General features: G+C 41.7%; 26 protein-coding genes. 8 read left to right on the top strand and 18 right to left on the bottom strand.

The features are described 5' to 3' along the window. Positions 1-18: 18 nt before the first annotated feature. From P1X15_RS26750 to P1X15_RS26715, 8 genes are all read left to right on the top strand, one after another. Positions 19-969 carry a PepSY-like domain-containing protein gene (locus tag P1X15_RS26750; protein WP_277341203.1) on the top strand — a complete coding sequence of 317 codons (951 nt, stop codon included), beginning with the start codon at positions 19-21 and terminating at the stop codon, positions 967-969. Between the two features lies 1 nt (position 970). Further along, a complete protein-coding gene (locus tag P1X15_RS26745) occupies positions 971-1,225 on the top strand; it encodes an acyl carrier protein (protein ID WP_277341202.1) in 255 nt (84 codons plus the stop codon). Positions 1,226-1,557: 332 nt separating this feature from the next. Next, positions 1,558-3,858: a TonB-dependent receptor gene (locus P1X15_RS26740; RefSeq protein ID WP_277341201.1), complete on the top strand. Its 2,301-nt coding sequence runs from the start codon at positions 1,558-1,560 to the stop codon at positions 3,856-3,858. Between the two features lie 5 nt (positions 3,859-3,863). Continuing rightward, a complete protein-coding gene (locus tag P1X15_RS26735) occupies positions 3,864-4,781 on the top strand; it encodes a DUF4249 family protein (RefSeq protein ID WP_277341200.1) in 918 nt (305 codons plus the stop codon). Between the two features lie 79 nt (positions 4,782-4,860). Next, the gene (locus tag P1X15_RS26730; protein WP_277341199.1) at positions 4,861-5,727 is read left to right on the top strand and encodes a sterol desaturase family protein; all 867 of its coding nucleotides are present in this window, start codon (positions 4,861-4,863) and stop codon (positions 5,725-5,727) included. 13 nt (positions 5,728-5,740) lie between these two features. Next, positions 5,741-8,266 carry a DUF5686 and carboxypeptidase-like regulatory domain-containing protein gene (locus P1X15_RS26725; RefSeq protein ID WP_277341198.1) on the top strand — a complete coding sequence of 842 codons (2,526 nt, stop codon included), beginning with the start codon at positions 5,741-5,743 and terminating at the stop codon, positions 8,264-8,266. Positions 8,267-8,281: 15 nt separating this feature from the next. Beyond that, positions 8,282-8,716, top strand: coding sequence for a DUF2147 domain-containing protein (locus tag P1X15_RS26720; RefSeq protein ID WP_277341197.1), 435 nt, complete (start codon positions 8,282-8,284; stop codon positions 8,714-8,716). Further along, positions 8,716-8,973 (top strand): acyl carrier protein, encoded by a 258-nt coding sequence (locus P1X15_RS26715; protein WP_277341196.1) that lies wholly within the window; start codon positions 8,716-8,718, stop codon positions 8,971-8,973. The genes P1X15_RS26720 and P1X15_RS26715 overlap by 1 nt, the downstream gene beginning before the upstream one ends. Here the strand turns inward: P1X15_RS26715 and P1X15_RS26710 are convergent. From P1X15_RS26710 to P1X15_RS26625, 18 genes are all read right to left on the bottom strand, one after another. Then, a complete protein-coding gene (locus P1X15_RS26710; protein ID WP_277341195.1) occupies positions 8,963-11,407 on the bottom strand; it encodes an outer membrane beta-barrel protein in 2,445 nt (814 codons plus the stop codon). The two genes, P1X15_RS26715 and P1X15_RS26710, sit on opposite strands and share 11 nt — an antisense overlap. An 89-nt stretch (positions 11,408-11,496) precedes the next feature. Beyond that, the gene (locus tag P1X15_RS26705; RefSeq protein WP_277341194.1) at positions 11,497-12,783 is read right to left on the bottom strand and encodes a cell wall metabolism sensor histidine kinase WalK; all 1,287 of its coding nucleotides are present in this window, start codon (positions 12,781-12,783) and stop codon (positions 11,497-11,499) included. After that, entirely contained in the window at positions 12,776-13,453 is a 678-nt protein-coding gene (locus tag P1X15_RS26700; protein ID WP_277341193.1) for a response regulator transcription factor, read from the bottom strand. The genes P1X15_RS26705 and P1X15_RS26700 overlap by 8 nt, the downstream gene beginning before the upstream one ends. A 41-nt stretch (positions 13,454-13,494) precedes the next feature. Further along, positions 13,495-13,917: an EamA family transporter gene (locus tag P1X15_RS26695; protein ID WP_277341192.1), complete on the bottom strand. Its 423-nt coding sequence runs from the start codon at positions 13,915-13,917 to the stop codon at positions 13,495-13,497. A gap of 67 nt (positions 13,918-13,984) precedes the next feature. Continuing rightward, positions 13,985-14,395, bottom strand: coding sequence for a PepSY-like domain-containing protein (locus P1X15_RS26690; protein WP_277341191.1), 411 nt, complete (start codon positions 14,393-14,395; stop codon positions 13,985-13,987). A 101-nt stretch (positions 14,396-14,496) separates the two neighbouring features. Further along, positions 14,497-15,756 (bottom strand): HAMP domain-containing sensor histidine kinase, encoded by a 1,260-nt coding sequence (locus P1X15_RS26685; RefSeq protein ID WP_277341190.1) that lies wholly within the window; start codon positions 15,754-15,756, stop codon positions 14,497-14,499. Then, on the bottom strand, positions 15,757-16,431 hold the full coding sequence (locus P1X15_RS26680; RefSeq protein ID WP_277341189.1) for a response regulator transcription factor: 675 nt from the start codon (positions 16,429-16,431) through the stop codon (positions 15,757-15,759). Between the two features lie 5 nt (positions 16,432-16,436). Further along, complete coding sequence (locus tag P1X15_RS26675; RefSeq protein WP_277341188.1) at positions 16,437-18,848, bottom strand: outer membrane beta-barrel family protein; 2,412 nt, start codon at positions 18,846-18,848, stop codon at positions 16,437-16,439. 149 nt (positions 18,849-18,997) lie between these two features. Further along, the gene (locus P1X15_RS26670; RefSeq protein ID WP_277341187.1) at positions 18,998-21,031 is read right to left on the bottom strand and encodes a copper-translocating P-type ATPase; all 2,034 of its coding nucleotides are present in this window, start codon (positions 21,029-21,031) and stop codon (positions 18,998-19,000) included. A gap of 5 nt (positions 21,032-21,036) precedes the next feature. Further along, on the bottom strand, positions 21,037-21,798 hold the full coding sequence (locus tag P1X15_RS26665) for a hypothetical protein (RefSeq protein WP_277341186.1): 762 nt from the start codon (positions 21,796-21,798) through the stop codon (positions 21,037-21,039). After that, entirely contained in the window at positions 21,798-22,271 is a 474-nt protein-coding gene (locus P1X15_RS26660) for a DUF3347 domain-containing protein (protein ID WP_277341185.1), read from the bottom strand. Before P1X15_RS26660 ends, P1X15_RS26665 begins: the two co-directional genes overlap by 1 nt. 50 nt (positions 22,272-22,321) lie before the next feature. After that, positions 22,322-23,572, bottom strand: a complete 1,251-nt coding sequence (locus P1X15_RS26655) for a hypothetical protein (RefSeq protein ID WP_277341184.1) — start codon at positions 23,570-23,572, stop codon at positions 22,322-22,324. Further along, positions 23,572-23,781, bottom strand: a complete 210-nt coding sequence (locus P1X15_RS26650) for a GDCCVxC domain-containing (seleno)protein (protein ID WP_277341238.1) — start codon at positions 23,779-23,781, stop codon at positions 23,572-23,574. Before P1X15_RS26650 ends, P1X15_RS26655 begins: the two co-directional genes overlap by 1 nt. 7 nt (positions 23,782-23,788) lie before the next feature. Further along, entirely contained in the window at positions 23,789-24,436 is a 648-nt protein-coding gene (locus P1X15_RS26645; protein WP_277341183.1) for a class I SAM-dependent methyltransferase, read from the bottom strand. Between the two features lie 21 nt (positions 24,437-24,457). Next, complete coding sequence (locus tag P1X15_RS26640; protein ID WP_277341182.1) at positions 24,458-25,324, bottom strand: DUF2911 domain-containing protein; 867 nt, start codon at positions 25,322-25,324, stop codon at positions 24,458-24,460. Beyond that, a complete protein-coding gene (locus P1X15_RS26635) occupies positions 25,321-25,767 on the bottom strand; it encodes a heme-binding domain-containing protein (protein WP_277341181.1) in 447 nt (148 codons plus the stop codon). Before P1X15_RS26635 ends, P1X15_RS26640 begins: the two co-directional genes overlap by 4 nt. Before the next feature lie 8 nt (positions 25,768-25,775). Continuing rightward, positions 25,776-26,342: a DUF3347 domain-containing protein gene (locus P1X15_RS26630; RefSeq protein WP_277341180.1), complete on the bottom strand. Its 567-nt coding sequence runs from the start codon at positions 26,340-26,342 to the stop codon at positions 25,776-25,778. A gap of 76 nt (positions 26,343-26,418) precedes the next feature. Next, entirely contained in the window at positions 26,419-26,886 is a 468-nt protein-coding gene (locus tag P1X15_RS26625; RefSeq protein WP_277341179.1) for a hypothetical protein, read from the bottom strand. Between the last annotated feature and the right edge of the window lie 30 nt (positions 26,887-26,916).

The raw sequence follows: 26,916 nt of genomic DNA, 5'->3' as shown, positions 1-26,916 counted from the left end.
AAACCCGCTATTAAAACAATGAAATATGCAATTTTGGCAACCTTTAGCGGGTTGCTCATGCTATCATCATGCTCAAAAAATGATGCACTGACCCCACAGGTGGCTAATACTGTGAGTGTAGCTAACGTTCCGCAAATAGTGCTTTCGTCTATGTCTAAAAATTTCCCATCGGCCACCCAAACCACTTGGACACAGACAGCACCAACGGCCTATATGGCTTCATTTAGTCAGGGTAATGCACGAAAAACGGCTACCTTTCAAAACAACGGTGTTTTCTTGAAAACGGGCGATGTCATAGACCCTGCTATCCTGCCAACAGCTATTACCGACTACCTCAAAGCCAATTATGCAGGTTATGCCATTGTGCAAGCCGATGTCAAAAAAGATGCTTCTGGTTTGGTAAAAGGCTACGAAGCACTCATTACCGTTGGCACAGCCCAGTACGAATTAGAATTTGATGCGGCTGGTAAATTTACCAAACTCGAAACCCCTAATGGCCACGATCAAGGAACGGGTATTGCCGAATCAACATTGTTAGCAGCAATAACATCCTACCTCAAAGCCAATTATGTAAGTTATACTTTCAAAGAGGCTGAAAGCAGAATGGCTAACGGGGTATTGTCGGGCTACAAAGTTGAGATTGTGCAGAACAATACTCAATATCACCTTAATTTCGATGTCGCTGGTGCATTTGTTAGTGTAAATACAGGTGGCAAAGGTGATAGTGAAGGAAAAGGGTCAGCCGACTCTGACAATAACCATAACGACACGGTCATTGCCCAAAAAGACCTGCCAGCCTCAGTTACTGCCTATTTAGATGCCACTTATAAAGGCTACGCTTTTGTGAGTGCTGTTGTAGAGAAAGACAAAGTAGGGGTTATCACGGGCTATGAAGTGAAATTCACACTTATAGCCAAAAATTACGAAGCTGAGTTTGATGCCTCAGGTAAGTTATTAAAATTAGACTAAGATGGTTTTCGACCTCGTGGCCTTGCGACAGTTCATGCACCGTAGATTCAGAATTGCCCCCGCTAAGATAAATCTTGGCGCTGGATTAGTGGATGACCTTGGTTTAGATGAATTAGACCGTATGGAGCTTTTGATGTATTTGGAACAACGCTACGAGGTCGAATTTCCAGAAGAGTCATTGAACCGTTACGAAAGTATTATCGAATTGATAATTTATGTGGTATTGAAGAAAATGGAGCAAGCAATACCCCAATAAATCCCCCTTTTTATGGCTGTTTAATTAAGTCAGAAAGATAGCGGGCAAAGTCTGCTATCTTTTTAAATCGTTCAAATCAATTAAATATGACGCAAATTGTGTAATTGATTCTCTTTTTTTAAATATTGATAATCAGTGAAACTTGTTGTTAGTTAGACTTAGCTCTGAGATTTTTAGGGGTATGTAAAAATAAATCGACTATTCTCTTTTCTTACTACAGTAGTGACCACTGATATTCAAATTTCGTTGTATATCCGGTGTTTTCGCCAAAAATTTTTGGATAAAAGGGAGAGATATCCCGTTCTTACTTTATCGAAAATAACCAAAGAACTATGATAAAGACTTATCTACAACTTCTGGGTTTTGTATGCTTTTATTTAAGCGTACAGTCTGTGCTTATGGCTCAAAGTATTACGCTTAGCGGCTATGTGAGAGATACTCGAACGGGTGAGTCGCTTATTGGGGCTACCATTTTTAATACCAACCAAAAAATAGGCACAACCACCAATACTTACGGTTTTTATTCGCTCACTATGCAGAAGGCCGACACGCTTGGGTTTGTTTTTTCGATGGTGGGCTATGAGCCTCAACTCAAAAAAATAACAGGCCAAAACAGCCTTTCGCTGACTATTGCCTTAGCGGAATCGGCACGGCAGCTTGATGAGGTACGGATAAGTGCCACTCGAAACTACCAAAACGTATCGGCCCCACAAATGGGTGTGATAGACGTGCCAATGAAGCAAATCAAAACCTTGCCTGCTGTTTTGGGCGAAAGAGACGTACTCAAAATTATTCAACTTTTGCCCGGTGTACAGGCTGGTCAAGAGGGTACAACAGGGTTCTTTGTGAGAGGGGGCAATACCGACCAAAATTTGGTTCAGTTAGACGAGGCCACGGTCTATAATCCCAATCACTTGTTTGGTTTGTTTAGTACGTTCAATACCAATGCCCTCAAAAACGTGTCGCTTATCAAAGGGGGCTTTCCGGCTCAGTATGGTGGGCGTTTGAGTTCAATTTTAGATATTTCAATGAAAGATGGAAACAACCAAAAATCGGCTGTTTCGGGCGGCATTGGGCTGCTAACCTCGAATCTGACCATTGAAGGGCCGCTAAAAAAAGACAAGTCTTCGTACATTGTATCGGCTCGCCGTACTTATGTGGACTTGCTCGCAAAGCCTTTTTTGGGGGGCACAAACTATTATTTTTATGACCTCAATGCCAAATTCAATTTTTGGTTGAGCAAAAAAGATCGCCTTTTTATTAGCGGCTTCACAGGCTTAGACAATGCCGCCTACACAGGGGCCAATAGCCTTAATTATGGTATCAATTTTGGGAATAATACCGCTACGATTCGTTGGAATCGGCAATTTTCGAGTAAGTTGTTTACCAATACATCGGTCATTCTGAATGACTACCACCTCAACCTTTCAACGATTCAGAACAACTACTACGCTCAGGTCTATTCGGGAATACGAGACCTCAATGCCAAATTTGACCTTGAATATTACCCAAACCATCGGCACAAAATCAATGCAGGGGTCAATTATTCTGACAATACCTTTTTTCCTTCTTCTACTTCTACCAAAATTCCTAAGTCGGGTATATTCAAAGTCGTAAAATCAGACAGTATTCCCCGACAATATTCAACGGTTTGGGCTTTTTATGCTAACGATGAAATAAAAGCCAGCGACAACCTAAGCCTCAATATCGGTTTGCGACTGCCTACTTTTACTCGTAGTGGTACTTCTTATTCGTTTATTGAACCACGGCTTAATATTAAATACAGCCTAAATCCTACTACATCGATTAAGGCGGCTTATACCGAAATGAACCAATTTGTGCATTTAGTACCGAGCAGTACGGCATCGTTGCCAACCGACATTTGGATAAGTAGTGGCCCTACTGTGAAGCCCCAAAACAGCCGACAGATAGCATTGGGACTTTTCAAAAATTTTGAGAATAATGCCTACGAAACCAGTGTAGAAGCCTATTACAAAACGATGCAAAACCAAGTGCTTTTTCGAGAAGGCACACAGCCATTATTGTCCAACCAATTAGAAAAACTATTGGTATTTGGCAATGGCAATAGTTATGGCATTGAGTTTTTTGTGAAGAAAAATGTAGGAAAACTCACAGGGTGGGTGTCTTATACGCTTTCTAAAACCACCCAACAGTTCGACTCACTCAATTTCAGCAATCCGTTTCCGTTTACTTATGACAAACGCCATAACCTTAGCGTTGCGGCTACTTATGAGTTTAATAAAAAATGGACTTTTGCGGCTAATTTTGTGTTTACAAGCGGTGGGGCTTTTACGATGCCGACAGGCCGTATTCCAGTCTTTCAAGATGGCTCGCTCTACGATGGCACTTACTCAGACTATACCACTCGCAACAATTACCGTTTTAGGCCTTATCATCGCCTCGATGTAAGTGCTATTTTGCATAAGCCCAATCGTAAATTTTTCAAGAAAAATTATGACGGAGAATGGGTATTTGGTATTTATAACTTATACAGCCGCCGAAATCCCTATTTTGTTTACTTAGCCACCGACCCTATCACCAAAGTCCCACAGGCCAAAGAGGTTTCGCTGTTGCCCATTATTCCGAGTGTGAGCTACAATTTTAAATTTTAATCGAAATGAACAAATTATCAACTACATATATTCGTTTTAAGGTTTTGTTTTTTGCGTCCATTGTGGCTGTCATCGCATTGAGTTTGGCCTCGTGCGAAAAAAATCTGGGCGTTACGCCCTTGCCCTATACAGGTACTGTTTCGATACAATGCCTACTCAGCCCAAACGAAGTGCCGCAGCTCTATCTGGACCGAACCGTACCTTATTTTGACCCAAAACAAACCAATGCCCAGCTTTTTATTAGAGATGCCGTAGTAAAAATAACGAGCGGTGGCCAAACCGATGTACTTCGCCCTGATTCAACCTACAACGGTTTTAGGTGTGGATTTGAATATTTTTATAGAGGCAAAATCGCTATTAAAACCAACAGCATATACCAACTGGATATTCAATGGCAATGGCAAAACTATACGGCTACGGCTACTACCGACTTGCCCGTTACGCCTGTCGAAAATTCAAGCTATATTCAAGCGTTCAACGACTTGTATGGCGAACACGAGGGCGTAGTTATAAATTTCAAAGATCAGAACAAACCCAATCTGTATTATCGCTATACGATGGCCCGAATGATAGACAGCACCGCCCGTGATGCAGGCGGAACAAAAAGCCCTTGCCTTACTGACAAAAAAGTGAGAATCTTGGAAATAGGCCGCACGACTTATGCCAGCAAAGGCAGTAGCGGGCTGACGATTGTAGCCGAACCGACATTTAAACATAAAAACGGGGACGTAGGCTATATTCGTTTGCAGACAATGGACAAAAACGCCTATGATTTTTATGACCAGTTAGACCGCCAGAAACTCTCACAGTTCAACCCTTTTGTAGAGCCGGTTTTTCTCAAACCTACCCAATTCAAAAATGCTTTTGGGGTTTTTGGGGCCATTGCCGTGTCTGATTCAGTCAAATTTGTATATCCAGAATGATAAAGATAAAACTTTAACTCTTACAAAATAAATCAAGACATTTCTCTTCTGAGAATAAAAGCCATAAATAATATAACCAATGCAGAGTTTACAAGCCTATTTCGAGTATCAACCTGATTCACACCGCATTGCGGTTCTGACGCTATCAATTATTATTTTCTGGAATGTTGAAAACATTGCTTCGCTTAATTTTAACTACAAAAAATGGAATCATGCCATTACAAATAGTCTTTTTTCCTTGACCGATGCCCCTATACAGTTTATTTTGGGAATTGCACTTACCTACACTTCTACTTGGGTGACGAGTCATGAGTGGGGTCTGATTCATGAATTGCCATTAAGGTCTTCTATGTCTCAATTTGTGGTGGTTTTTATTTTGTTGGATTTGCTGGAATATATCTATCATATCTTGATGCACAAGGTAAAAATTTTATGGATGTTTCATCTTGTGCATCATAGCGACAGGGTCGTTGATACTTCAACTGTACTAAGGGAACATCCTTTTGAGACGGCGATTAGACTGTCTTTTTTAATATTTTGGGTATTGATAACAGGGGCAGGGTTTTGGATGATTCTGGCAAGACAATTTATTCAGGTTATTTCAAATGTATTTGCTCATGCTAATTTTCGGCTACCTGAAAGAGTTGATAAAATAGTAAGTTGGGTGTTTATCACGCCCAACGCCCACCACGTTCATCACCATTTTCAATTGCCCTATACAGACAGTAACTATGGCGATGTATTAAGCGTTTGGGATAGGCTTTTTGGCACTTTCCGTAGAATGGATGCTGCAAAAGTAGTGTTTGGGGTTGATACGCACCTGGAAAGCAAAGAAAATGCTGTTTTTCAGAAATTGCTTACTATGCCCTTCTCAGCTCATAGTTCCTCCCACACCATACCTGAACAGTCTATCGTTCGTAATGACGATGAGTTATTGGTCATTTAAACATATCATCACGATGAAAAAAATATTGCTCCAATTGAAGTGGAGTATGCTCTTGGTAGCTACAAGTTTGTGGGGACAAAAGCCAACAAATACGTCTATCATACTAAAAGGTAAGGTAGTTGAACAAGCCACGGGAAATGCCATAGCTTTTGCAAGTGTATATCTCAAAGTCGGCAAAAATGGAATGACCACCGATGAAAATGGTTTTTTTGCACTTACGGTCAAATCATTACCCGATACTATGCTGGTGTCGGAGGTGGGCTACGAGTCTCAGCATCATGTCATTTCGCAGGCTCCCGTGGGTGAGCTAAAAATCGAACTACTCACTACTCCCAACCAGTTGCAAGAGGTGGTCGTAACGGCATACAAAGATCCAGGCAAAGCGTTGATGAAAATGGTGATTGCCCACAAAAAATCCAATGACCCCGCCCGACTAAAAAACTATATTCGTAATAATTATCTTAAAACGGAAATTGATATAGAAAATCTAACGGCCAATCAGAAACGCTCTCTACTGGCCAATATCATGTCGGTTTACCAAAAATATAACCAAGACAGTATAAATGCCCATTCTCTACCTATTTTCTTTCAAGAACGATACTATAAGGAATTTCACGCCAAAGCTGCCCAAACCGATGCTCAATATCTCATAGCCGAAAAAAACTTAGGTTTAAAAACAGACGAATTGGGGGCTAAGTTTGACAAATTTAGCATTCGACCTAATGCGTATGATGGCGTGATTCCGATTCTGAAAACATCGTTTCTCGGGCCAATTTCTGACCTTGGGCTTTCATTTTACGACTACGACAAACCCGACACCTTGGTAGAAGGCAATGTTTACACCTATTCGCTTCATTTTAAGCCCAAATACAAAAATGAAAACACGTTTGAGGGTACATTATGGATAGATTCGGATACCTATGCTGTGGCAAAAATAGAAATGAAGACCAGTCCGACAGTTAACCTCAATTTTGTGCAGCAATTATCTATCGGCCAAAATTTTGTTCCAATTTATGACGCTGACAAAGGCAAGGTCTGGGTACCTTCCGAGAGTCGAATTGTATATGTTTTTGAAAACGGGTTGGGACTGTTAGGACTTCCCAGCCGAATTGATTCCACGGGTCGCGCCGTGAAGCTAAAATCCAATAGTATTTACAGTAATTATCAGAGTAATGTCAAGGGAGTCAATGCCGATAATTTTATGAGCAGTGAAAAAAACGGTAATAACAACGCACAATTCAAAGATTCATATAGATTAACCGCACTAACGTCTCGTGAACAAGCTATTTATCAAACCGCAGACTCGCTCAAACATAATTCACGATTTATCAACACGACTCATTTTTCTTCGTTTGTCTTTAGTGGTTATTGGGACATTGGAAACCGCTGGCGACTGGGTCCGTACAGTTCATTGGTAAGTGCCAATCCTACTGAAGGAGTCCGAATTCGAACGGGGGTTTGGTCAATGGAAGATATTAGTAAAAATTGGTGTTTTTGGGGGTATGCCGCCTACGGGACTAAAGAGGGCCGGTTTAAAGAAGCATTGGGCGTGAAGTATGTACCCAACCGAGCAAATTACCGAAAGTACGAGGTCTTGTTCAAGAATGATTACGACGCACTCACCGAATTTGATGACCAGTTAGACCACGACAATTTATTTACGCTTGCCTTGCGAAAGCCGATTCCTGTATATCAAAATTTCCTGCGCCAAGTGAAGTTTTCTCACGAACGAGACCTTAATCACAACTGGTCAGCAAAGGCATATTATTCGTATGGCTCAATTACACCTACTTTTCAATTTAGCTATTTACCTTCCGACGACATCATTGACTTAACAGATACAACTTTACGTCGGCTCAATGCTTTGTACAATTCAGAACTTGGATTGACGCTTCGGTATGCTCACAATGAACGGACAACCATTTTTAACTACGATAAAATACGCATATTTACCCGGCATCCTGTCTTACAGTTACATATCAGCACGGGCATACCCATTTTTAACAACACCTATTTTGAATACCTGAAAACCAACATAAGTCTTTCACAAGACCTGCCTATGCCACTCAAAGGTAATTTTTACTACAATATCGGCGTAGGCAAGATATTTGGGACACTACCACTTTTGCTATTGCACATTCCGAGGGGAAATCCATTTTACATCGCTGACCGCTACGCTTTTTATGGCATGAGCCCTTACGAATTTGCGGCTGATGGATATGTCAGTTTGCTGACCCGTTATTCTTTAGGAGGGCTGATTTTGGACAAAATTCCTCTACTAAATAAACTTAATCTTCGAGAGAGAATAACCGCCAATTTTTTCTGGGGAGACCTCACGACCAACAATATTGCCTTTAATAAACTTAACACATTCCGCATTACCGGAAACATTCCCTATGCCGAAGTAGGCATAGGAGTGGAAAATATTTTCAACTTTTTTTCGATTGATTGTGTGTGGCGACTCAATCACCTTGATGGCGTTGATGTAGCTCGTATTACCCGCTTCGGCATATATACTGGTGTAAAAATTCAGTTCTAACTCCTAAATTTCCTCATGAAAACACTATTCATACTTGCAACTTTGCTTTTACTGCATTCTGAAAAAAGTATAACCGCTGAACAGATTATAGGTAAATGGATGTCGGAAGATAAAGACATAGCCGTTGAAATATTTAAAAAAAATAATAGTTATTCGGCACAGGTAATATGGTTTTTATGCGACCCTAAAACTCCGGAAATGCGCTCTTTCAAAGATATCGAAAACCCAGACCCCAAATTGAGAAATCGCCCTTGGCTGGGCATGTTAGTAGTAAACGACTTGAAGTTTGACGGTAAAAGTGAGTGGAAGGACGGTAATATCTACGACCCCAATTCGGGTAGAACATATAAATCAGTGGTTAGGCTACAATCACCTGATAGGCTCATTGTCAGGGGATATTGGGGAATTGAATTATTTGGTAAAAGTCTCACATTCAACAAAATACAATAATGAATCCAAATCCGTTCTCACAAATTCAAACGTACCTGACGAAATCATTTTTTGTACCGAAAAAAGCGATTGTCTCTGATTTACTTTTTAGGAGGTTAGCCTTCAGCAGCGCTGAGTTTATGGAAATTGTCTTTTTGTTGGAAACTCAAAACCAAATCACGCTGCCTGATGCTGATTTGCAGCAAGTTAAAACAGTAGGTGATTTGGTTTTGCTGACTGAACAATGGCTCAAAAATGCCACCGTCACTAATTACTAAAATCTACATCAGGTTTTGCCAGTTTGCTTTCTTTTTTGCGGAAAGTTGCGTCGGGTTTGCCGAGGGGTAATTGTAAGGTGAGTTTGTAAAAACGTACCTCACGACGGTTCATACTTGATTGATAAATAGCAGGTTGTTCAAAAGTGGTAACAAATTTTCGTGAATTGAAAATGTCATTGATACTAAACGACACGCTCGCACGGTTTTTCATAAATGACTTACGTAGCGCAAAGTCGGCGGCTTGAACAGGTAGTCTGTCGCCCTGTAAAGCTGGCGAACGGCCATCCCGATTGAGGTTTAGTTGGGCGGAATAATTGGCAGGAAAACGGTATGATGCACTCAGTTTGGCCCGAACAGTAACGAGTTCTTTGTGTAACGTAGTCGTCTGCAAAATAAAGTTGAACACATTGGCATTGGCCATAATCGTAAGCGGCCCAGATGCATATTTCAACGTATTTTCCATGCCGTATTGAATGTCCGCTTTGACATTGATGAAGGTCGTTACCAATATCGTGGGTTCAGTGGCCGAAGGCTGCACAAAAGGCTTGATGGTGTGGTCTTCGTAAATGTAATAGGCCGAAGCAAACCAACTCAGGTTTCTGATATTTCGATTGTAGCTCAGTTCGGCGGTATTTACAAATTCGGGTTGCACATTTGGATTGCCAATGGTGATATTTTGGCGGTCATTGGCCTGAATCCCGACAAATAAATGTCGAAAATTAGGCCGTCCTACTTTGCGACTCAAACTCAATCCAATTTCTGAATCTTCGCTGAATTTTTTGGACAAAGCAAACGACGGAAAAAACGCCTGAAACCAATGGCCACCCTTTGCCGATGGATAGGTATAGCCAAAAGTCGAATTGTCGAACTTGGAAAGCCCGTGCAGAAACGATTGTTCCATGCGTAGCCCCGCTTCCATCTGCACGTGGTTGCGTAGTCGGCGACTGTACAGCAAATAAGCGGCGTTGATGGTTTCTAACACATTGGCGTTCTGTGAATAATTGACCAACAGGTGATAGGCTTGCGTTTCGTTGTTGAGTTGGTTGAACAAATACTGCTGGTCACGGTCAAAGGTGTAGCTACGCAAGCCCATTTCGAGTCGGGTGGAGTCGTTGATTGGATGAACATAATCTAACTGCGCCAAATACTGACTACCAATCTGCCAACCCGTAATTTTGTCAGTTTCTGGGTAATATTTTTGGTTGCTTCCATCGGCATTTTGGGCCGTAGTGAGCCAATCAGCGGCGTTAGATACGTTGTTGCGGGTGTAAGAGGTAATCAAACTCAATTCTCGCCCTTTTCGGGCAAAAGTGCGTTTCCAGTCAAACTCCACCCCTACGTTGGTATAGGCGTTTTCGGGTAGTGTAGTACGACCGCCGTAGCTCGTAATCATTTTTTCAGCGTTACGGTAGTCGTATTGTTGATTGGTAACGGTATTGAAAGCCCCGCCCACGATATTGCCTGCTACTGAGAAAGTGTTGTATTTGTTGGGGGCATAATCAACCGCCAAACGACCGTTGTGGAAAATGTTATCAAGGCTAATATCGGTATTTTGGTTGAAGTAACTAACGGGCGAACCATTGGCAAAATTGGTGCGATGCACGTAGCCCGTAAGCGGGTTTTTGGTTGAATTCATATTGTAGAGAGCCGTTACATTCCACTTTCCTTCGTGGTAATCCAAGTTCAGCGAGCCATCGTACCGTCCGTTGTTGCCCACGCCTACGCTGACCGTACCGTTGTAGCCCGTTTTACGGTTTTTCTTCAAAACAAGGTTCACAATCCCGCCCGAAGTGGAGGCATCGTAACGTGCCGATGGATTTGAGATGACTTCCACCGATTCAATCTGATTGGCAGGAATCTGCGCCAACGTAAGTTGGGTGGGTTTGCCGTTGATGTAAATGGTCGTGGCCATGTTCCGCAAAGTTGCATTGCCGCTTTCGTCCAAGCTAATGGAGGGTACATTTCTCAACACCGATTCAGCCGTACCACCTATGGTTGTCAGGTTCTTACCCACATTAAAAACCCGTTTATCCATGCCCATCGAGAGCGGGTCTTTCTCACCCTTTACTTCCACTTCTTTGAGCATACTGGCATCGGGCAGTAGTTTTAGACTGCCCAAATCAAGCGGATTTTCGGTCAATTGGACGAGCTGGCTCAGGGTTTGATAACCAATAAATGAAACTTTGACCGTCAGTTTGCCCGTTGGAAGATTGTTGATGATAAATTCACCCGTTTCGGAGACTATCACGCCACCCACGAGCGAATCTTTGGTATTTTGGGGTTTAAAAACACTTACCGACGCAAAGGCTAAGGCTTGGTTGGTGGAGGCATCGAAGGTTTTACCCAAGATTTTTCCAATTTTTGTAGAAGTAGGTTGCTGGGCTACGGCCACATTAGCCAATAGAAAAGCGATAAAGAACAAATTTTTGAACATAAAAATAATGGTTTTCATGGCACTTGATTCACACCTTTTCTGAGGTGACACCACAAACCTACGGCACGATTTAGAAGAAATTTTGAATTTTAAAATGCCACGAAAAAACAATGTAGTTGCTGGTCAAAACTGTAATGAATTTGCCAATGATAACGATTACAAATCTGTTTCACGATGGCCAGACCCAAGCCACTGCTGGGCGTTTCGGCAGAAGAAGTGCTAAACCGTTTGAACAGATTGGCGGTATTTAACGAGTGATTATGACCAGTGTTGGACACAATGAAGCGGTGTTTAGAAAACTCAACCCCTATTTTTCCATTTTCTACATTGTGCCTAATGGCGTTCAGTAACAGGTTGTTAATCAAGATTTCGAGTAATATTCGGTTGCCTTCTATAAAAACACCTTGCTCTATTTGTTTTTCGATGGTGATGTTTTTAGCTTCGATATGTTCGGATAGAAAGTCGAGGCTATCATTCATCAACTGGCTCAAATTGATGGGCTCCGTATCAACAAATTGCTGATTTTCAATTTTGGCAAGTAGCAACAGATTTTTGTTGATTCTCGAAGTTCTTGCCAATGCTTTATGCGCAGCTTCAATAATTTCAGATTCTTTGCCAGTCAATGCTTCATTTTGAAGTAACAAATCCAATTTCGACTGGATAATAGCCAAGGGCGTTTGCAATTCGTGCGAAGCGTTTTCGGTAAATTCCTTTTGTTCTTGGTAAGACGATATATTTTTCTCAATGAGCCTTTGCAAGCTGCCGTTTAGTTCTTCAAATTCGAGAATAGTTGTTTTTTCAAACGCAATACTTCGCTGGCTACTCAGGTCAAAAGCCTTGATTTGGTGTAATGTTTTATAGAATGGTTTCCACAGTTTGGCCGATATTCGTTGGTTGAGTACGATAAAACCGATGACCAACAGGATGAAAAATCCGAAGGTAACAAAAGCAATGTCGCTGATGATTTCATCGGCTTCTTCTACATTGGTTTCGACCGTAAGATGGTACGGTTTCCCGTTGATAATCAGATAAGAAGACAGCCCACGAAAGCGGTTACTGTGCCTTGAATGTAGGTTGTTGGCTCGCATAACCGTATAAAGACTATCTGATTTCTGAACAGGTTTGGCTAAGGGCCGTAGGTCAATGCCAGGTTCAATGCGATTCCAAAGGCTGAGACTTTGGATCAGAATGGTGTCGTTGATAACGATTTTACTGAATTCTGTCTCAATTTTTCTTTTTACAAATTTATTATGCAGGTCTATTTCGCTCAACCAAATGCGATTTACGATGTAATAATAAGCTGGGATACTACCTGCCAACACCAACAAGGCATAGAGCGTAAATGCTTTGAGTGGCGTATTCAGCAATTTATTCATTTTCCCATTTATAACCTGTGCCATAGACGGTCTTTAAGTAATTGTCGCAACCTGCTTCGGTCAATTTCTTTTTTAGGTTTTTGATATGGGCATACACAAAATCGTGGTTGTCGAGCATATCGGCCAAATCGCCCGAAAGATGCTCGGCAAGGGCATTTTTGGAAATCACCCGATTCCTGTTGCCCATAAAAAACAGCAACAAGTCAAACTCCTTTTTGGTAAGCAAAACGGGCGTGTTGTGTATCAAGAGGGTTTTTGCCAATAAGTCAATTTTTAGCTCATTTTGTTGAATGATGTTGGCATTGGCAAATTGACGGCGACGAATGACCGAGTAAATTCGAGCGGCTAATTCTGACAAATGGAAGGGTTTTGCCAAATAATCATCTGCCCCAAGGTGCAAGCCCTTTATTTTATCGTCGAGGGCATTTTTGGCAGAAATAATAATGACACCGTCTTGCTTGTTTTGTTTTTTGAGTTCTTCCAAAATCTTCATCCCATCGCCCCCAGGTAGCATCAAGTCGAGCAAAATACAGTTGTATTCGTAGGTCGTAACTTTCTCGAATGCTTCCTCAAACGAAGCCGCAAACTCACACAAATAGTTTTCGCCCAATAAATAATCGGCGATGCTCTTAGCCAATTCGGGTTCGTCTTCAATGATTAAGATTCTCATTGGGCTAAGGTAAGTGAATGATTTAGAAGAAATTTTGAATACTATTTCCAAATCAACACAATCATTCCAAAAAAAATCAGTCCTGCACCGATTAAAACTTTGGGAGTCATTGGCTCTTTCAACAAAAAGAAGGAGAGCAAAAGGGTAATGATAATGCTGGCTTTGTCAATAGCCGTCACATACGACACCAACCCATCTTTCATGGCTCGGTAGTAAAACACCCAACTAACGGTGGTGGTAATACCCGATGCAACAAGTAGAAGCCATTGCTTTTGGGTAAGCAACCCAAAATCTTTGTACTTGCTGCCTACTACATTGATGAGGGTAATCAGAAAAAAGATAACGGCGGTTCGGATGCCTAAACCCAAATCAGGGTGAATGTTTTTCAAGCCATACTTGGCAAGCACTGAAGTAATACCGGCAAATGCCATAGAAGCAAGAGCGTATAGTGTCCATTTTTCCATTCATACTATTTTTTACACAGTGAGCCACCTTGCTAATAGTAGCAGGACGGCTCACTATAAATTCAAATCAAATCTTTGCTACTGCTTTGCCGCCAGCATCAAAAAACAAATCTTTGCCCTTTACTTCGGCTTCGTAGTAGGTTTTACCACCTTTTTTTATTTCGGCGGCTTCTTTTATTTTTTTGCCTTTGAGGGCTTCTTGCACCGAAGCAGGCAATGCCGATACTTTGATTTCAGTTTCTACTTCCTGCACTTCCCCTTTGGCATTTAAGACTACTGATAGTTCTTTGCCTTCGTGCTTAAAAGAAGCCTCGTAATCGGCATTTTCTTTGTCCCATTTGACAGGCTTAGTATGAGGATACTGCTTGGCAAAGCCTTCTTTTACTGCCTTTGGCAATTTGTCGGCATTGACTTTTTGGGCGTTTGCCCCTGTGAGCGTAGCAGCTACGAAAGCCGCCATCAATAAGGTACGTTTCATGATTATAGTTGTTTAAAAATTAAATTTACAATACAATTTTACACCCTGATTTTGTAGAGATTCTGTAAATGAAGCAATTGGTTTGTTAAGATTTGTTAAATCTATTTCCATGCTATTTTGACAGTATGCAATAAGGCACTGTATTGGTATTGAGCCTCAAAACCATAAAACTCGCAAATTTGCTGAATGAGTGCCATACCCAATCCGTGAGAGTCTGAAGAATGATTACCTTTCTGAAAACGTTGCCATAGTTTTTCGGTATCTTGTAAAGGCTCGTTGCCAGTATTGCTGATAATCAACGAGTTGTCAGTTAATTTTATCGTAATGATTCCTCGTGGTATGTTGTGTTTGATGGCATTTCCCAACAGATTGTTGAGTAGCACTTCTGCCAAATAAGGATTGATATTCAATAGAATTTCTTTGTCAACTAAAATGCTGATTTCTAAGGCTTTGTGAGTAATCCAAACTTCCCAAAATTGTAGCTTTTGCCTAAAAAAGTCCCCTAAATTGAGTGCAACCATTTCTGTAAATTGCTGATTTTCTATTTTCACTAATAGCAGCAAGGTTTGATTGAGTTTTGAAAGATGCCGCACACTTTCTATCAACTCGCTGATTTTGGTAAGTTGTTTTTCGTGTAAGTTGTCGGACTGTATCAGTTGTTCTAAATTAGATTGAATAACCGCCAATGGTGTTTGAAACTCGTGCGAAGCGTTTTCAGTAAACTGCTTTAAGCTATTGTAATCGTGCCATATTCGGTGGGTGAGGTGGTTAATGTTTTGTTGTAAAACGCCGAATTCTTTGGTAGTGGTAGCCATGAAAGAAAGTGGCTTCTGTTCTTGAATTTTGAATGATTGTAGTTGTTGCAGGGCCTGATAGAACGGTCGCCAAAGACGATTTGATATGATGTAATTGATTATTAATAAGCCAATTATCAAGCCTAACAATACCACGCCGAAAATTAAGAGAATTACCCCTACTAAGTCTTCGGTTTCGTAAAGAGCCTTCGAGATAGTTACTTTTACAAAACCTGTATGAGTTTTAACACCAAAAATCAGTATTCGATAATCAAGCATTTCTCCTGTTTCGAGCGGATTGGGTAGCAGGGTATCAGACAAAGATTCTTTGACCAAAAAATTAGTATTTTCAATGCTAATACTGTCTGCCAGCGCAAACCACTTTTGCTCACTGTCCTCAATCTTGTCAATTTCTCGAAGTATCTTAGCTTGTTGTGCCTTTAATTGCTCAGTTGCTTCTCTGTCGAATACGTACATGAGTAAATAGTGACTAAATACGCCACCAAGTGCCGCTACGACAAAGGCAGAAGCTAAAAAAGAAAGAGCTGTTTTGTTACTGAGGGTCATTCATTTGACGAATTTATAACCAATGCCGTAGATTGTTTGAATGTAATCAAGGCAACCTTGTTCGGTAAGTTTTTTGCGTAGATTTTTTATTTGCGAATACAAAAAATCGAAGCTGTCAGCTTGGTCTATGTCATCGCCGTAGAGATGTTCCGAAATAGCCGATTTGGTCAGTATTCGGTTGGGGTTTGCTAGCAGATACATCAGTAAATCGTATTCTTTTCGGGTAAGTGAAACACCATTATTATTGACCCAAACCTCAAAAGAATCAGGATAGACCCGAATTTGGCCGTGCTGAATTTCGGTATTACCATTAAACTGTCTTCTGCGACCAACCGATTTCAAACGAGCATTGAGTTCGGAAAGATGAAAAGGCTTGGTAAGGTAATCGTCAGCACCTAAGTCAAGTCCTATTATTTTATCGTCTAAGGCATTTTTTGCCGAAATAATAATGATACCCGCCTCTGGCTGTTGTTTTTTGAGCAACTTTATCGCCGTAAGCCCCGACCCACTCGGCAGCATGAGGTCCACCAATACGCAGTCGTAGGCGTAAACTCCAATTTTTTCTTCAGCATCAGGCAAATCTACCACCCATTCTACCACGTGCTGTTGCGATTTTAAGAAATCCATCATCACCTCAGCCAATGGTTTTTCATCTTCAATCAAAAGTATTTTCATCGTTGTCAAAATTTTCGACTATACCCCGCCCGCACCACTTGCGTTTCGTAGTAGTCGGTGCTATTTAAGGTAAAACCCGTGCCATTGATCGTTTTGTGAATGTTCATGGTATTGAGTAAATCAGTGGCGTTTAAAAATAACTCACCTTTTTTCAAGGTTTTTTTCAAACCCATATCCAGCGAATACCGCTGCCCGATGCGTCCCTGTGGAATCAAGTCAGGGGCAAGATAGATGCTCGTTACTTGCCAATCGAAGCTCTGTGGTAGGTGCAGCAAGGCATTTACTTTAAAATTCCCCGAAGTGAGTTGTTGCTTTTGCCCCGTGTAGGTGGTCGGAATGGGGTATTTGTTGGTAATGCTGAACGCCTCAATGGTGTTTTGATAGATATTTACGCTGGCGTTGAGGTTTACAAATTTAGAAAAATCTTGTTGCCAAACCAACTCTACGCCTGTGTTATAGCTGCGGCCAATGTTCTGAAAAATATTGAACAACACTACGTTATTGGGGGCTTGCGTGGCTATGCGGCTAATCGTACCGTCAGTGAGGCGATGATAAACCGTCCCGTACAAACTGCCGCTATTCCACAAATGCCTATAGCCCAATTCTACCGAAGTTGTGAATTGCGGTTTGAGGGTAGGATTGCCCACTTTTATCAATTCGGGTTCGTCATATTTCGGAAAAATACGAATATCCACCTCGTTGGGTCTGTCCACCCGCCGATTGAAAAACACCGACAGCTTGTTATTTTCGTTGATTTTATAAGCCAATCGCACATTCGGAAAGGGCTGCGTGTAGTTGTATCCGTCGCTTTTGTAGGTGTTATGGTTGGGATTGATTTCATAGTTTACCCGCACGTATTCGAGGCGAAGTCCTGCTTCTACTTCTAATTTGGGGTTTTCGTAAATGTAATTTCCGTAGAGGGCAGGAATGGTTTCATAATAATTTGCCCAGCCGCCCGCATTGACATCAATGACCGAATTAGCCCCCGGGAAAAACTGCATATTCACAGGGATTGTCCGCCTCCGCAGTTTGATGCCCGTTTCCAATTTGCCATGTGCCAGCGGCTTCACGTAGTCAAGATTGAGGTCTGATACCTGTTCGTCGGAGAGCAATTTAAACGAATCGGTTCCTTTTGAAGTGGGCAATGTATTCGTAAAAAAATATTTTTCGTCTTCTCTATGGAAGGTATAATTGTAATTCAAGTTGAGTAAATGCCCCGCTTGCTTGAATTTATGCACCAAAACCGCCGTGGCTATCGCCGTATATTTTACCTCGTCTTCCAGAAATTGCCACAAACGATAACGATTTGCATAGTCGTTACCCAAAAAATACGGATTATCGCCATTGTCCAAAATCTTTTCACGATTGAACAAACCCGAAACCGTAAGTGTATTGTTTTTGTCGAAAGTATAATCTAAACCTGCTTTTACGGTGGCGTAAGTAGTGGTACGATTGCGTACAAGTTGCTGCACTATCCGCTCGCCTGTGGTATAGGTACGGGTCGAGAACTCGTTTTTGTTCAGTGTTTGGGTATAAAGCCAGTCGCCCTGCAAGAAAACATTGGCCTTTTGGCTACGATGATTCACCGAAAACGAAGGGTTATATTTAGGCGTAGCCTGAAACTGCGGTTGTACATTGGGCAAGTTTGTTTGTTTTTGCCACAACGCCCCCAGCCCAGCCGTAAGCCCTACCTTGCCATTCCAGCCAAATTGTTCGTTTTTCTTGAAAATCAGGTTGATAATGCCCGCATTACCATTGGCATCGTACTTGGCTGAAGGATTGTTGATGATTTCAATTTTTTCAATAGCTGATGCAGGAATATTTTCTAAACCTTTCTGGCTACCAAATCCCGTCAAGGCGGTTTGTTTGCTGTCAATCAACACTACTACTTTATCGCTGCCTCTGATTTGAAGCGTACCCTCTTGCGTGGTAGTTACGCCGGGCAGGTTGTTCATCATCTGTAACACTGACCCGCCGCTTTGTGCCAAGTTGTCGCTTGTGAGGTAGGTTTGTTTGTCCATTTTACTTGATACACCCACTTGTTGCCCTATCACTTTTACCTCTTCGAGCAGTTGTTTGTTTTCGGTCAATTCAATTTTGCCGAGGTCTAAAAACTCACTCAGTTGCCCCACCGAAACTTTCTTACTAACAGGCAAATAGCCTACTAATGAAGTGCTAAGTAAGTAGTTGCCTTTGACGATGTTGTTCAACACAAAAATGCCTTCTTCGTTGCTCACCGCCCCAGTCACAAACGAGCTGTCAGCTTCTTTTTTGAGAATAACGTTGACATAGGGTAAGGGGTTTTTGTTGCTTACATCCAGCACTTTGCCCGAAACAGCCACCTTTTGTGCGAAGGTCGAGACCGTTGAAATGAGGGGAATAAACCCTATGAGTAAATATTTTCTTACAGATTTCATGGTGAAAAAATTAGAATTTGCCTGCAAAATGTACTTGAAATCTGTAAGAAGTTTGTAGAAATGAAGCAAAATCTCAAAAGGCTACATGTTGAAGAAGTAATATACCTTTTCGGTTAGTCAAAATCTGAAAGTAAAATAATTCATCTGAATTATTTTACTTTCAACGTCTGAGCATTAATGGCCACAATAATCGTGCTCAGGCTCATGAACACAGCCCCAATGGCAGGCGAGATAACAATGCCGGGTATGAACCCTGTGGCTAATGGTAAAGTAATGGCATTATAAGCCGTAGCCCACACTAAGTTTTGAATCATTTTTCGATAGGTAATCCTACCAAATTGGATTAAGGTGGCAACATCTTTTGGGTTACTGTTTACCAAAACAATGTCGGCGGTTTCGGCGGCTACATCAGTGCCTGACCCTACGGCAATGCCCACGTCGGCTTGGGCAAGGGCGGGAGCATCGTTAACACCGTCGCCGGTCATGGCCACAAACTCTCCGTTGGCTTGTTGTTCCTTTATCTTTTCTAACTTTTGATGAGGTAATATTTCGGCCATATAGCCCGTCATACCCAATTTTTTGCTGACGGTTTCGGCTACTTTTTGATTGTCGCCTGTCAGCATGAACGTTTTTATACCTTGCTTTTTTAAGATTTGTACAGCCTCGGCGGATGATTCCCTGATTTGGTCAGCAAGGGAAATAAAGCCAGCTAATTGGTTATCAATCAACACAAAAACGACCGTTTCGGAGGCGTCAGCGACTGCCCCTTCTGGAATATTAAAGTTGTTTTCTCTCAAATAACCTGGGCTTACAACCCATACATTTTTTTGATTCACTTTTCCCGAAACACCTTTTCCTGTAATTGCCTGAAAATCCTCTACATTTGGGATGGATACTTTTTGGGCTTTTGCTTCGGCAATGATACCCGTAGCAATGGGATGCTCCGAGTTTTGTTCCAACGCTGCTGCCAACGCCAAAACGTCGTTTTTGGTAAGATTAGACAGAAAACTACTTATACGAGTGACTCCAAAAATACCCGTGGTGAGCGTTCCTGTTTTATCGAAAATGAGGGTAGAAATCTTACGAGCATTTTCAAAAGCAGTACGATTGCGAATCAGTAATCCATTTTTGGCCGCAAGGGAAGTAGAAATAGCTACTACCAGTGGAATAGCTAAACCCAGTGCGTGAGGACACGAAATCACCATGACTGTTACCATCCGTTCGATAGCATACGCCCACGATTGACCCACCATGAGCCATACTATCAACGTACCAAAACCCATTACTAAGGCAACTATGGTGAGCCAAAAGGCCGCACGGTCAGCCAGCCGTTGGGTATTTGACTTGGTGTTTTGAGCGTCTTGTACCATTTGAATCACTTTTGCCAAATAGGTACTTTCGCCCGTTTGTTCTACCTTTATTTCAAGCGAACCATTTCCGTTTAATGCTCCTGCAATCACCTTTGCGCCGATTTGTTTGAGGACAGGGGCGGATTCTCCCGTAAGCATAGACTCATTGAGATAACTTTCTCCTTTCAAAACAATCCCATCCACAGGAATCTTTTCGCCAGGGCGTACCAAAATATGAAACCCAGGTGTCACTTCTTTCAACGGCATATCGTGCAACATTTCTCCGTGCATTACGTGAGCTTCCGCAGGAATCATCTGAATGAGAAGTTCGAGTGCTTTGGAAGCATTGGCCACTGAACGCATTTCGAGCCAATGTCCCAATAGCATAATTACAATCAACGTAGCCAGCTCCCAGAAAAAGTCCATACCTTGAAAACCAAAAACAGTGGCAACGCTGTACACAAAAGCCACAGTGATAGCCATGGCAATGAGGGTCATCATGCCTGGGTGACGACTTTTGAGTTCATCCAAACACCCCTCTAAAAATGGTTTGCCACCATACCAAAACAATACCGACGAGAGTGCCAAAAGCAGGTATTTTCTTCCTACGAATTCCAATTGAAAGCCCAACCAATGTTGAATCATGTCAGACAGCACCAAAATCGGAACCGTCAATCCTAAACTTACATAGAAACGTCGTTTAAAGTCTTCAATCATAGCCGAATGGTCATGACCTGCTTCTCCATGCTTGGGATGATGTCCTGTGTGGTTAGTTTGTTGGTGGTGGCCAACAGGATTGTCATGCTTATCGTGGGTCGAGTGCTGGTGTTCCATAATTGTTAGTGTTTTGACACAGGAGAAGGTTTTATGATTTTCTTTTTACGACTCAACCAAAACAACCAAAATCCCGAGAAGACAGTTATAAGCCCTAAAACAGAAAATGCTCTTAACACCCAATTGCCAAAATGGTCACGGGTTTGGTAATCCATGGTGTGGAGCATCCACAAAACATCGAAAACTCGCCATTTGTTGTTTCTGAACTTCTGAACAGTGCCTAATTGGGTGCTTACATAAACCGTTGTGTTAGAGGGGTGGTCAAAAGTAATGGCGTAAGCGGGTAAGGGTTCTTTTCGGTATTCGTGATGTCCATTGGTAGTAGTCAGATACTCCACAGATTTTACTTTTGCCTCATCAGTAAAACTGCTTTGAGCCACTTGGGTGGCTTCGGTTCGGCTCAATGCAGGTCTTAGTTCGCCTGAAACTGCATTGGCTAATTGTATTTTTTTGCCTCGGTCATGTTCTTTGGAGTAGATGATTTGATAGATGGGTTCGCTCAAAATCTGAACCAAGTGGGTATCGAAAATAAAATTAACACTATCCTTCGCTTTGAGCTTTTGTAAAACATCAGAGAGCGGAGCTAATTGAATATTGCCTCTTATGGGATGGATGTGGGCTTTTTGGTGGTCACCATGGACATCGTCTAAATCTGACCAACTAAAATACAACCCGCCCAACGTCCAAAACAAGAATTGAACACCAAGAGTCACCCCCAGATAGCGGTGACTCTTGCGAATTGTACGGTGTAGTTCCGCTCGTTTCATTAAAGCGTTTCTTTGACTTTACCACATTTGAGCATCATATCACCAAAATAAGGATTGGCAATTTCCTTTTTTTCGCTTAACCAATAGCCACCTTTGTTGTCATTGGCCATCGGACAAAAATCATAGTAAACGGGGCTGCTTGGTTTCATGGTTTTGGCTGCGGCATAAACAGCATTAGTTAATGAGCCAAGCTGTGCTCGCTGGGTATCAATACTTGATGCTTTGGTAATGGCATCTGCGGCTTTGAGCGCATCAGCTCCTACCATTTTACCTGCCTTTTTTAGAGCAACCGATAATGTTTTGGCTTCGGAAGCAGCAGCTTTGGCATCAGAAGCTACCAAAGCATTCTTGACTTTAAAATAAGCTGTCAGTACGGGAGTAACACCCATTGCTGCCATATTGTGTCCTTCGTGTTGGGCAAATGTTACACTCGAAATCAAAAGAGCAAATGCGAAAACGATTGTTTTTTTCATTGTGTTTGAATTGTTTGATGGTAAAAAATAATAGATTGAAAGTGAAAGAGTTAACATACAGTTTTTGCAATTTTGTCCATGATACGGTGGCTGTCACCAAACCGACAAAGCGCATCGCAGTTTTTTCTAAGTTCAGAGAACAAAATGTATTTGATAGGAACGTTGTTGCTTTTGACGGATGGGCGGGCCAATTGCAGACATACATCTTTCTCTCGATGGTCTGGTACGACTAAATAAAACGTTTCGTCACCGTCGGCTATGCTATACGACAAATCGCTCAGACGTAGAATGCCAGAATAGATAGAGGTACTTTTTTCTACCTCGAACGCTGCCAGTACATTGTCGGTGTCTTTCTCAAACCAAAGCACATCAATCAATCGAATGGTGTTGCGGGTTTCGATATCACACTTAATGGATGGGAAAACGGCTTGGCATAAGAATGAAAACTTGTGTCCATCGTAACTTCTTGATTGGTCGTTTGTGGCAGGAAAAGCATCATAACCCAATGCTTGACCGATTTTAAGCAAATGGTACTGCATTTCGGTGTGCAGGTTATCGTCCTGACGCTCGGTTTGGACTTCACGATGGCGTTTTTCAATGAGTTTTTCCAACTTCTGTCGTTCTTCGGCAGAAAGGTATTCGTCGTTGCCCAGTATCATTTTTTGTGTACCAATTTCAAAAAGCAATCCAGCCAAAGCTCCCAAGTCAGACGAAAGTTCATTTCGGTATTCTTGGTTGGTTTTGAGCATCACCTCTCGCATTTTCAGAAACTCGGACCACGAACCCAATTTTTTCTTGTCTTTAAACAAGTAATTAAAGCCGTTTAGAATAGCCGTATTGAACGGCGGAATAAACGTGGGATGAAGGAAATACAGAATATTAGCCACAGAAGGCCCCAAACCTTTGATTTTGAGTTCATCTAAGCGAATGATTTCTCGAAGCAGCTGTTCTTCTTTGGTGGCATTGAGGCAGTTTTCCAGAAATTGCCCAAAGGCTTTTTTGTGGTCTTGATTTTCGTAAATGTCTGGTATTCTGAGCTTGGGTTTCCAATAAAATGGGTGTGAAGCCCCCTCAAAAACCTGTTTTTGTTCAGTAATGCAGTTCAATACAAATTCGAGCGAAGACCCTCTGAAATCATTAGGAAACTTGCCTTGCTTGATGTCGGCCACGATTTGCTGTACACCTCGCCGAATAGAACGAAAGGCTTTCAGACGTTCTTCGTTGTTGATGAACCATGTGTTATACACCGATTCTTGATCGGACTTGTATTGGTTGATGATATGGCTCAGGTTGGTGTTCATCAGCAACAAGTTTGGTTTTGTTGAATAGGTGGACAAGGTGTATCGCCATAACTGCAATAAACACAACAATCGCCATTTTTGGGCTTCAAAATAGTTTTACACTTCTCACATTCATAAAAGAATTGACAAGCATCTGTGGGCATAGTTTCTGTTTTTTGATGACCACAGTTTGGGCAAGTTACTTCGGATTGTAAAATGATAGCTGCCATCATAGGTTCATTTCTTAGCTCTAAATAGTTCTAATGTTCCAAATGCAGTGCGGTATTTTTTCAACACTTTGGCACTTAAAAAACCAGCTTCGAGTAGGTAAGAAGGCATCAAACCTGCTACATTGTCACGGGTGGTTTTGAAACCGTCTAACAATTGCACACCATAAAATAACCCTCTCATTAGGCTGTTTTCGGCTTTTCCCCAATCTGCTATAAATAGCTCACCATCGAATTTCAATACTCGTTTGATGTCTTGTAAGGCTTTTGCTTTCTGAATGGGGGTGAGGTGATGAAATACTAAGCTCGAAATCACTCGGTCAAATGTTTCATCGGGATAAGGTAGTTTCATGCCGTCATATTGATCAAGGCGAATAGGATATGGGAAATTTCGTAATTTATGCTGGGCAATTGCCAGTACTTCTGCATCTACATCCACACCTGTGACAAATGCCGAAGGGTGTTTTGATTTAGTCATCATCGAAAGCGTAGCTGTTCCACAGCCAAAGTCAAGGACATGGAATTCTGTTTCGATACCTGCTTCTCGGATTAGGTCATTTTTAAACTGCTTTTCGGGCATTGTCCATTGAATCAACGGGTCATATACTTTCGTCAACCAGTTGAATCGTAGGGCAGGGATGTAGGTGGTGTCGCTCATAGAAACAATCGGTTTTAGTGTTTATGCTCCATTGGCTCCACCGTGCATTTTATTCATATCGGCAATAAACGCCTCAGCGATTTTGGCAGCAGCTTCGTTTTTATCAGCCCGAGCTACTTCTGCCGATTTTTTTGCGGATTCTATGGCCTCGCTGTGTTTGCCAGCTTTCATCTGGATTCGGGCTTGGGTCAATAAAAAATTAGCTTTGGCTTCTTGCGCCGTGGTTTGCTGAATCCATGTCAATGCCTGATTTATGTCCTTATCATTTTCATAGTAATAGTTAGCCGCTTGAAATAAGAGCATAGGGCGAGTGCCTTTTTCATCTACAATTTTCTTCTTGATGTCGGCCATGATTTTCTCATCGGCAGTCGTCTGAATCGGAATTTTCACCGAAGTATTTTCCCAAGTCAAATACAGGTTGGCGTTGTTTTTAACAATATCCTGTATTTCAATTGTAAAGGCTTCATAAAAACGATTCGTTGTTTCAGGTTTTGCTTTGAATCGTACCAAATCTTTTGCTTGGTCGTACCCACCTGTACCGTGCATGGTCGTATCACGATTCAGTACAATTGTCCATTCATCCGCAGCGGGGATTGAGAAAAGCGAGTAGTTTCCTGCGGGTACTTTTTGGCCACCCATAGTAAGGTCTTCACTAAATTTAATGGTTGAACAATCGCCTGCACCTGTTCGCCAGAGTTCGCCGTTATAGGGGACTAAACCGCCCATGATTTTGCGCCCACGAGCCAAAGGACGTTCGTATTTGACTGTAATTCGAGAAAACCCCACCTGTTGAGTAAAATGTGCTTCGGGGCTGGCTGGGGGAAAGTTTAATTGGGCATTCGCCGAAAGGCTTGCTGCTAAAAGTGCGAGAATAAGTGGTTTTTTCATTGGGTCAAGTTGTTTACAAAAGTTACTATTAGACTTTTTTCGTTTGAGGTAAGTATGGCATTCTGGTGAATCATGGTATAAGATGGCAGAGGCATTTTGTTTTGCTCTATTTGTTTTGCGATAGATTTCAACTTACTGACTTGTTTTCTTTGAGAGTAAGTCCCAAACTCACTGAAATTCAAATTCTTTTTGCCCTCGCTGATGTGCTTGTTTATTAGCCAACCCATCGGTTGTATGGATGAATACCACGGATATTCGGTGTTGTTGCTATGGCAATCATAGCAAGATCTTCTAAGAACACTACCTATTTGAGTTGGTACTTCATAGGTTTTAATAAAATCGGTAGCCATGACACGATTATCATTATTGGAGTCAGGTCGTATGAACTGTATGCCTACCAAAATGATAAATAGCCCTACTACTATTTTCTTAGAAGTCTTCACGTGTGTGGCTACTTTATTTCTTCTTGCACCTTTCCACAAGACGACATCAATTTACCCATGTAAGGATTTTTGATTTCTTTGGTTTCGCTTAACCAAAACGCCCCGTTTTTGTTATTGTACATGGGGCAATAGTCCTTATAGAGTGGCTTTTCGCTTCCGAAGGCCTTTACCAAATCGTATATATCCCCACTCAGCATCTCAAAATGTTCTCGTTGGTGGTCTATATCTTTGGCATTTTCGGCAATGTGTTCGACGTTCTCTCTGGCATCTTCTTTTACGGCATCATATACTTTCTTTTGATTAGCCGTAAAACCCGATTCATCTAAACCGCTCATCGTGGCCATCATTGCATTTGCCGCTGATTCTGCATCAATGGCATTGTCGTTTGCCAGTGCATTTTTTAAATCCAAATAGCCAGCAACGAATTTTTGTACAGATGCTTTTTCGTCTGTTGTGGTTTCGGGTGTGGTCGCTGCAATAGTTTCATTAGCAACTTCTTTTTGTTCTTTCGTTTGGTTGTTGCAAGATGATAATAAAGCCACACTGATTAAGGAGAGTGCGATTAGGGTTTCCATTTTTGTAGGTTTTGTGCCATCCTAAAATACAAGCGTATTTTAGGATGGCGGGTTGGAGTCAATTGAATACAAAAAATTAGTGTTTCATGTGGCTGCCATCGGCTTTCTTACCCATACCGTTTTGGAAGCAGTGGATAGCGCAGGCAACACCTTTTAAGCTATCATGGACGTTTCCAATTACTTTTCCCTTGGCATCTATAATGTCACAAGTTTCGTCGGGATTATCCTTGATGGTAAATTCTAACTCTCCCTTGGCATTGTAATAGCTTTTTCCATCTTTTCCCATACTACCCATTTTTTTGTTGGTCTTGGCATCTATCAAGTTACCCTCTCCATCCACAAAGGCAATTTTATGTCCCTCATGGTCTTTGATGATTTGGTCCTTGGTTACCAGCCCCACACTTGTGCCTTTGCTGTCCGTAACCTTACCATCTTTACCAATACTAAAAGGATGTTTGTAATTGGATTGGGCAAAGGCAAATGTTGATACAATAGACAATAGGGCGATAAAAGCCCCGATTCGGAATAATTGGTTTGTTTTCATTTTGATTGAAATTGATTGTTAATTAAAATT

The sequence above is a fragment of the Runella sp. MFBS21 genome (genome assembly GCF_029433105.1).
Lineage (GTDB): Bacteria > Bacteroidota > Bacteroidia > Cytophagales > Spirosomataceae > Runella.
Note: the sequence above shows the minus strand (reverse complement) of the source record. Positions and strands in the feature narration are given on the sequence as shown.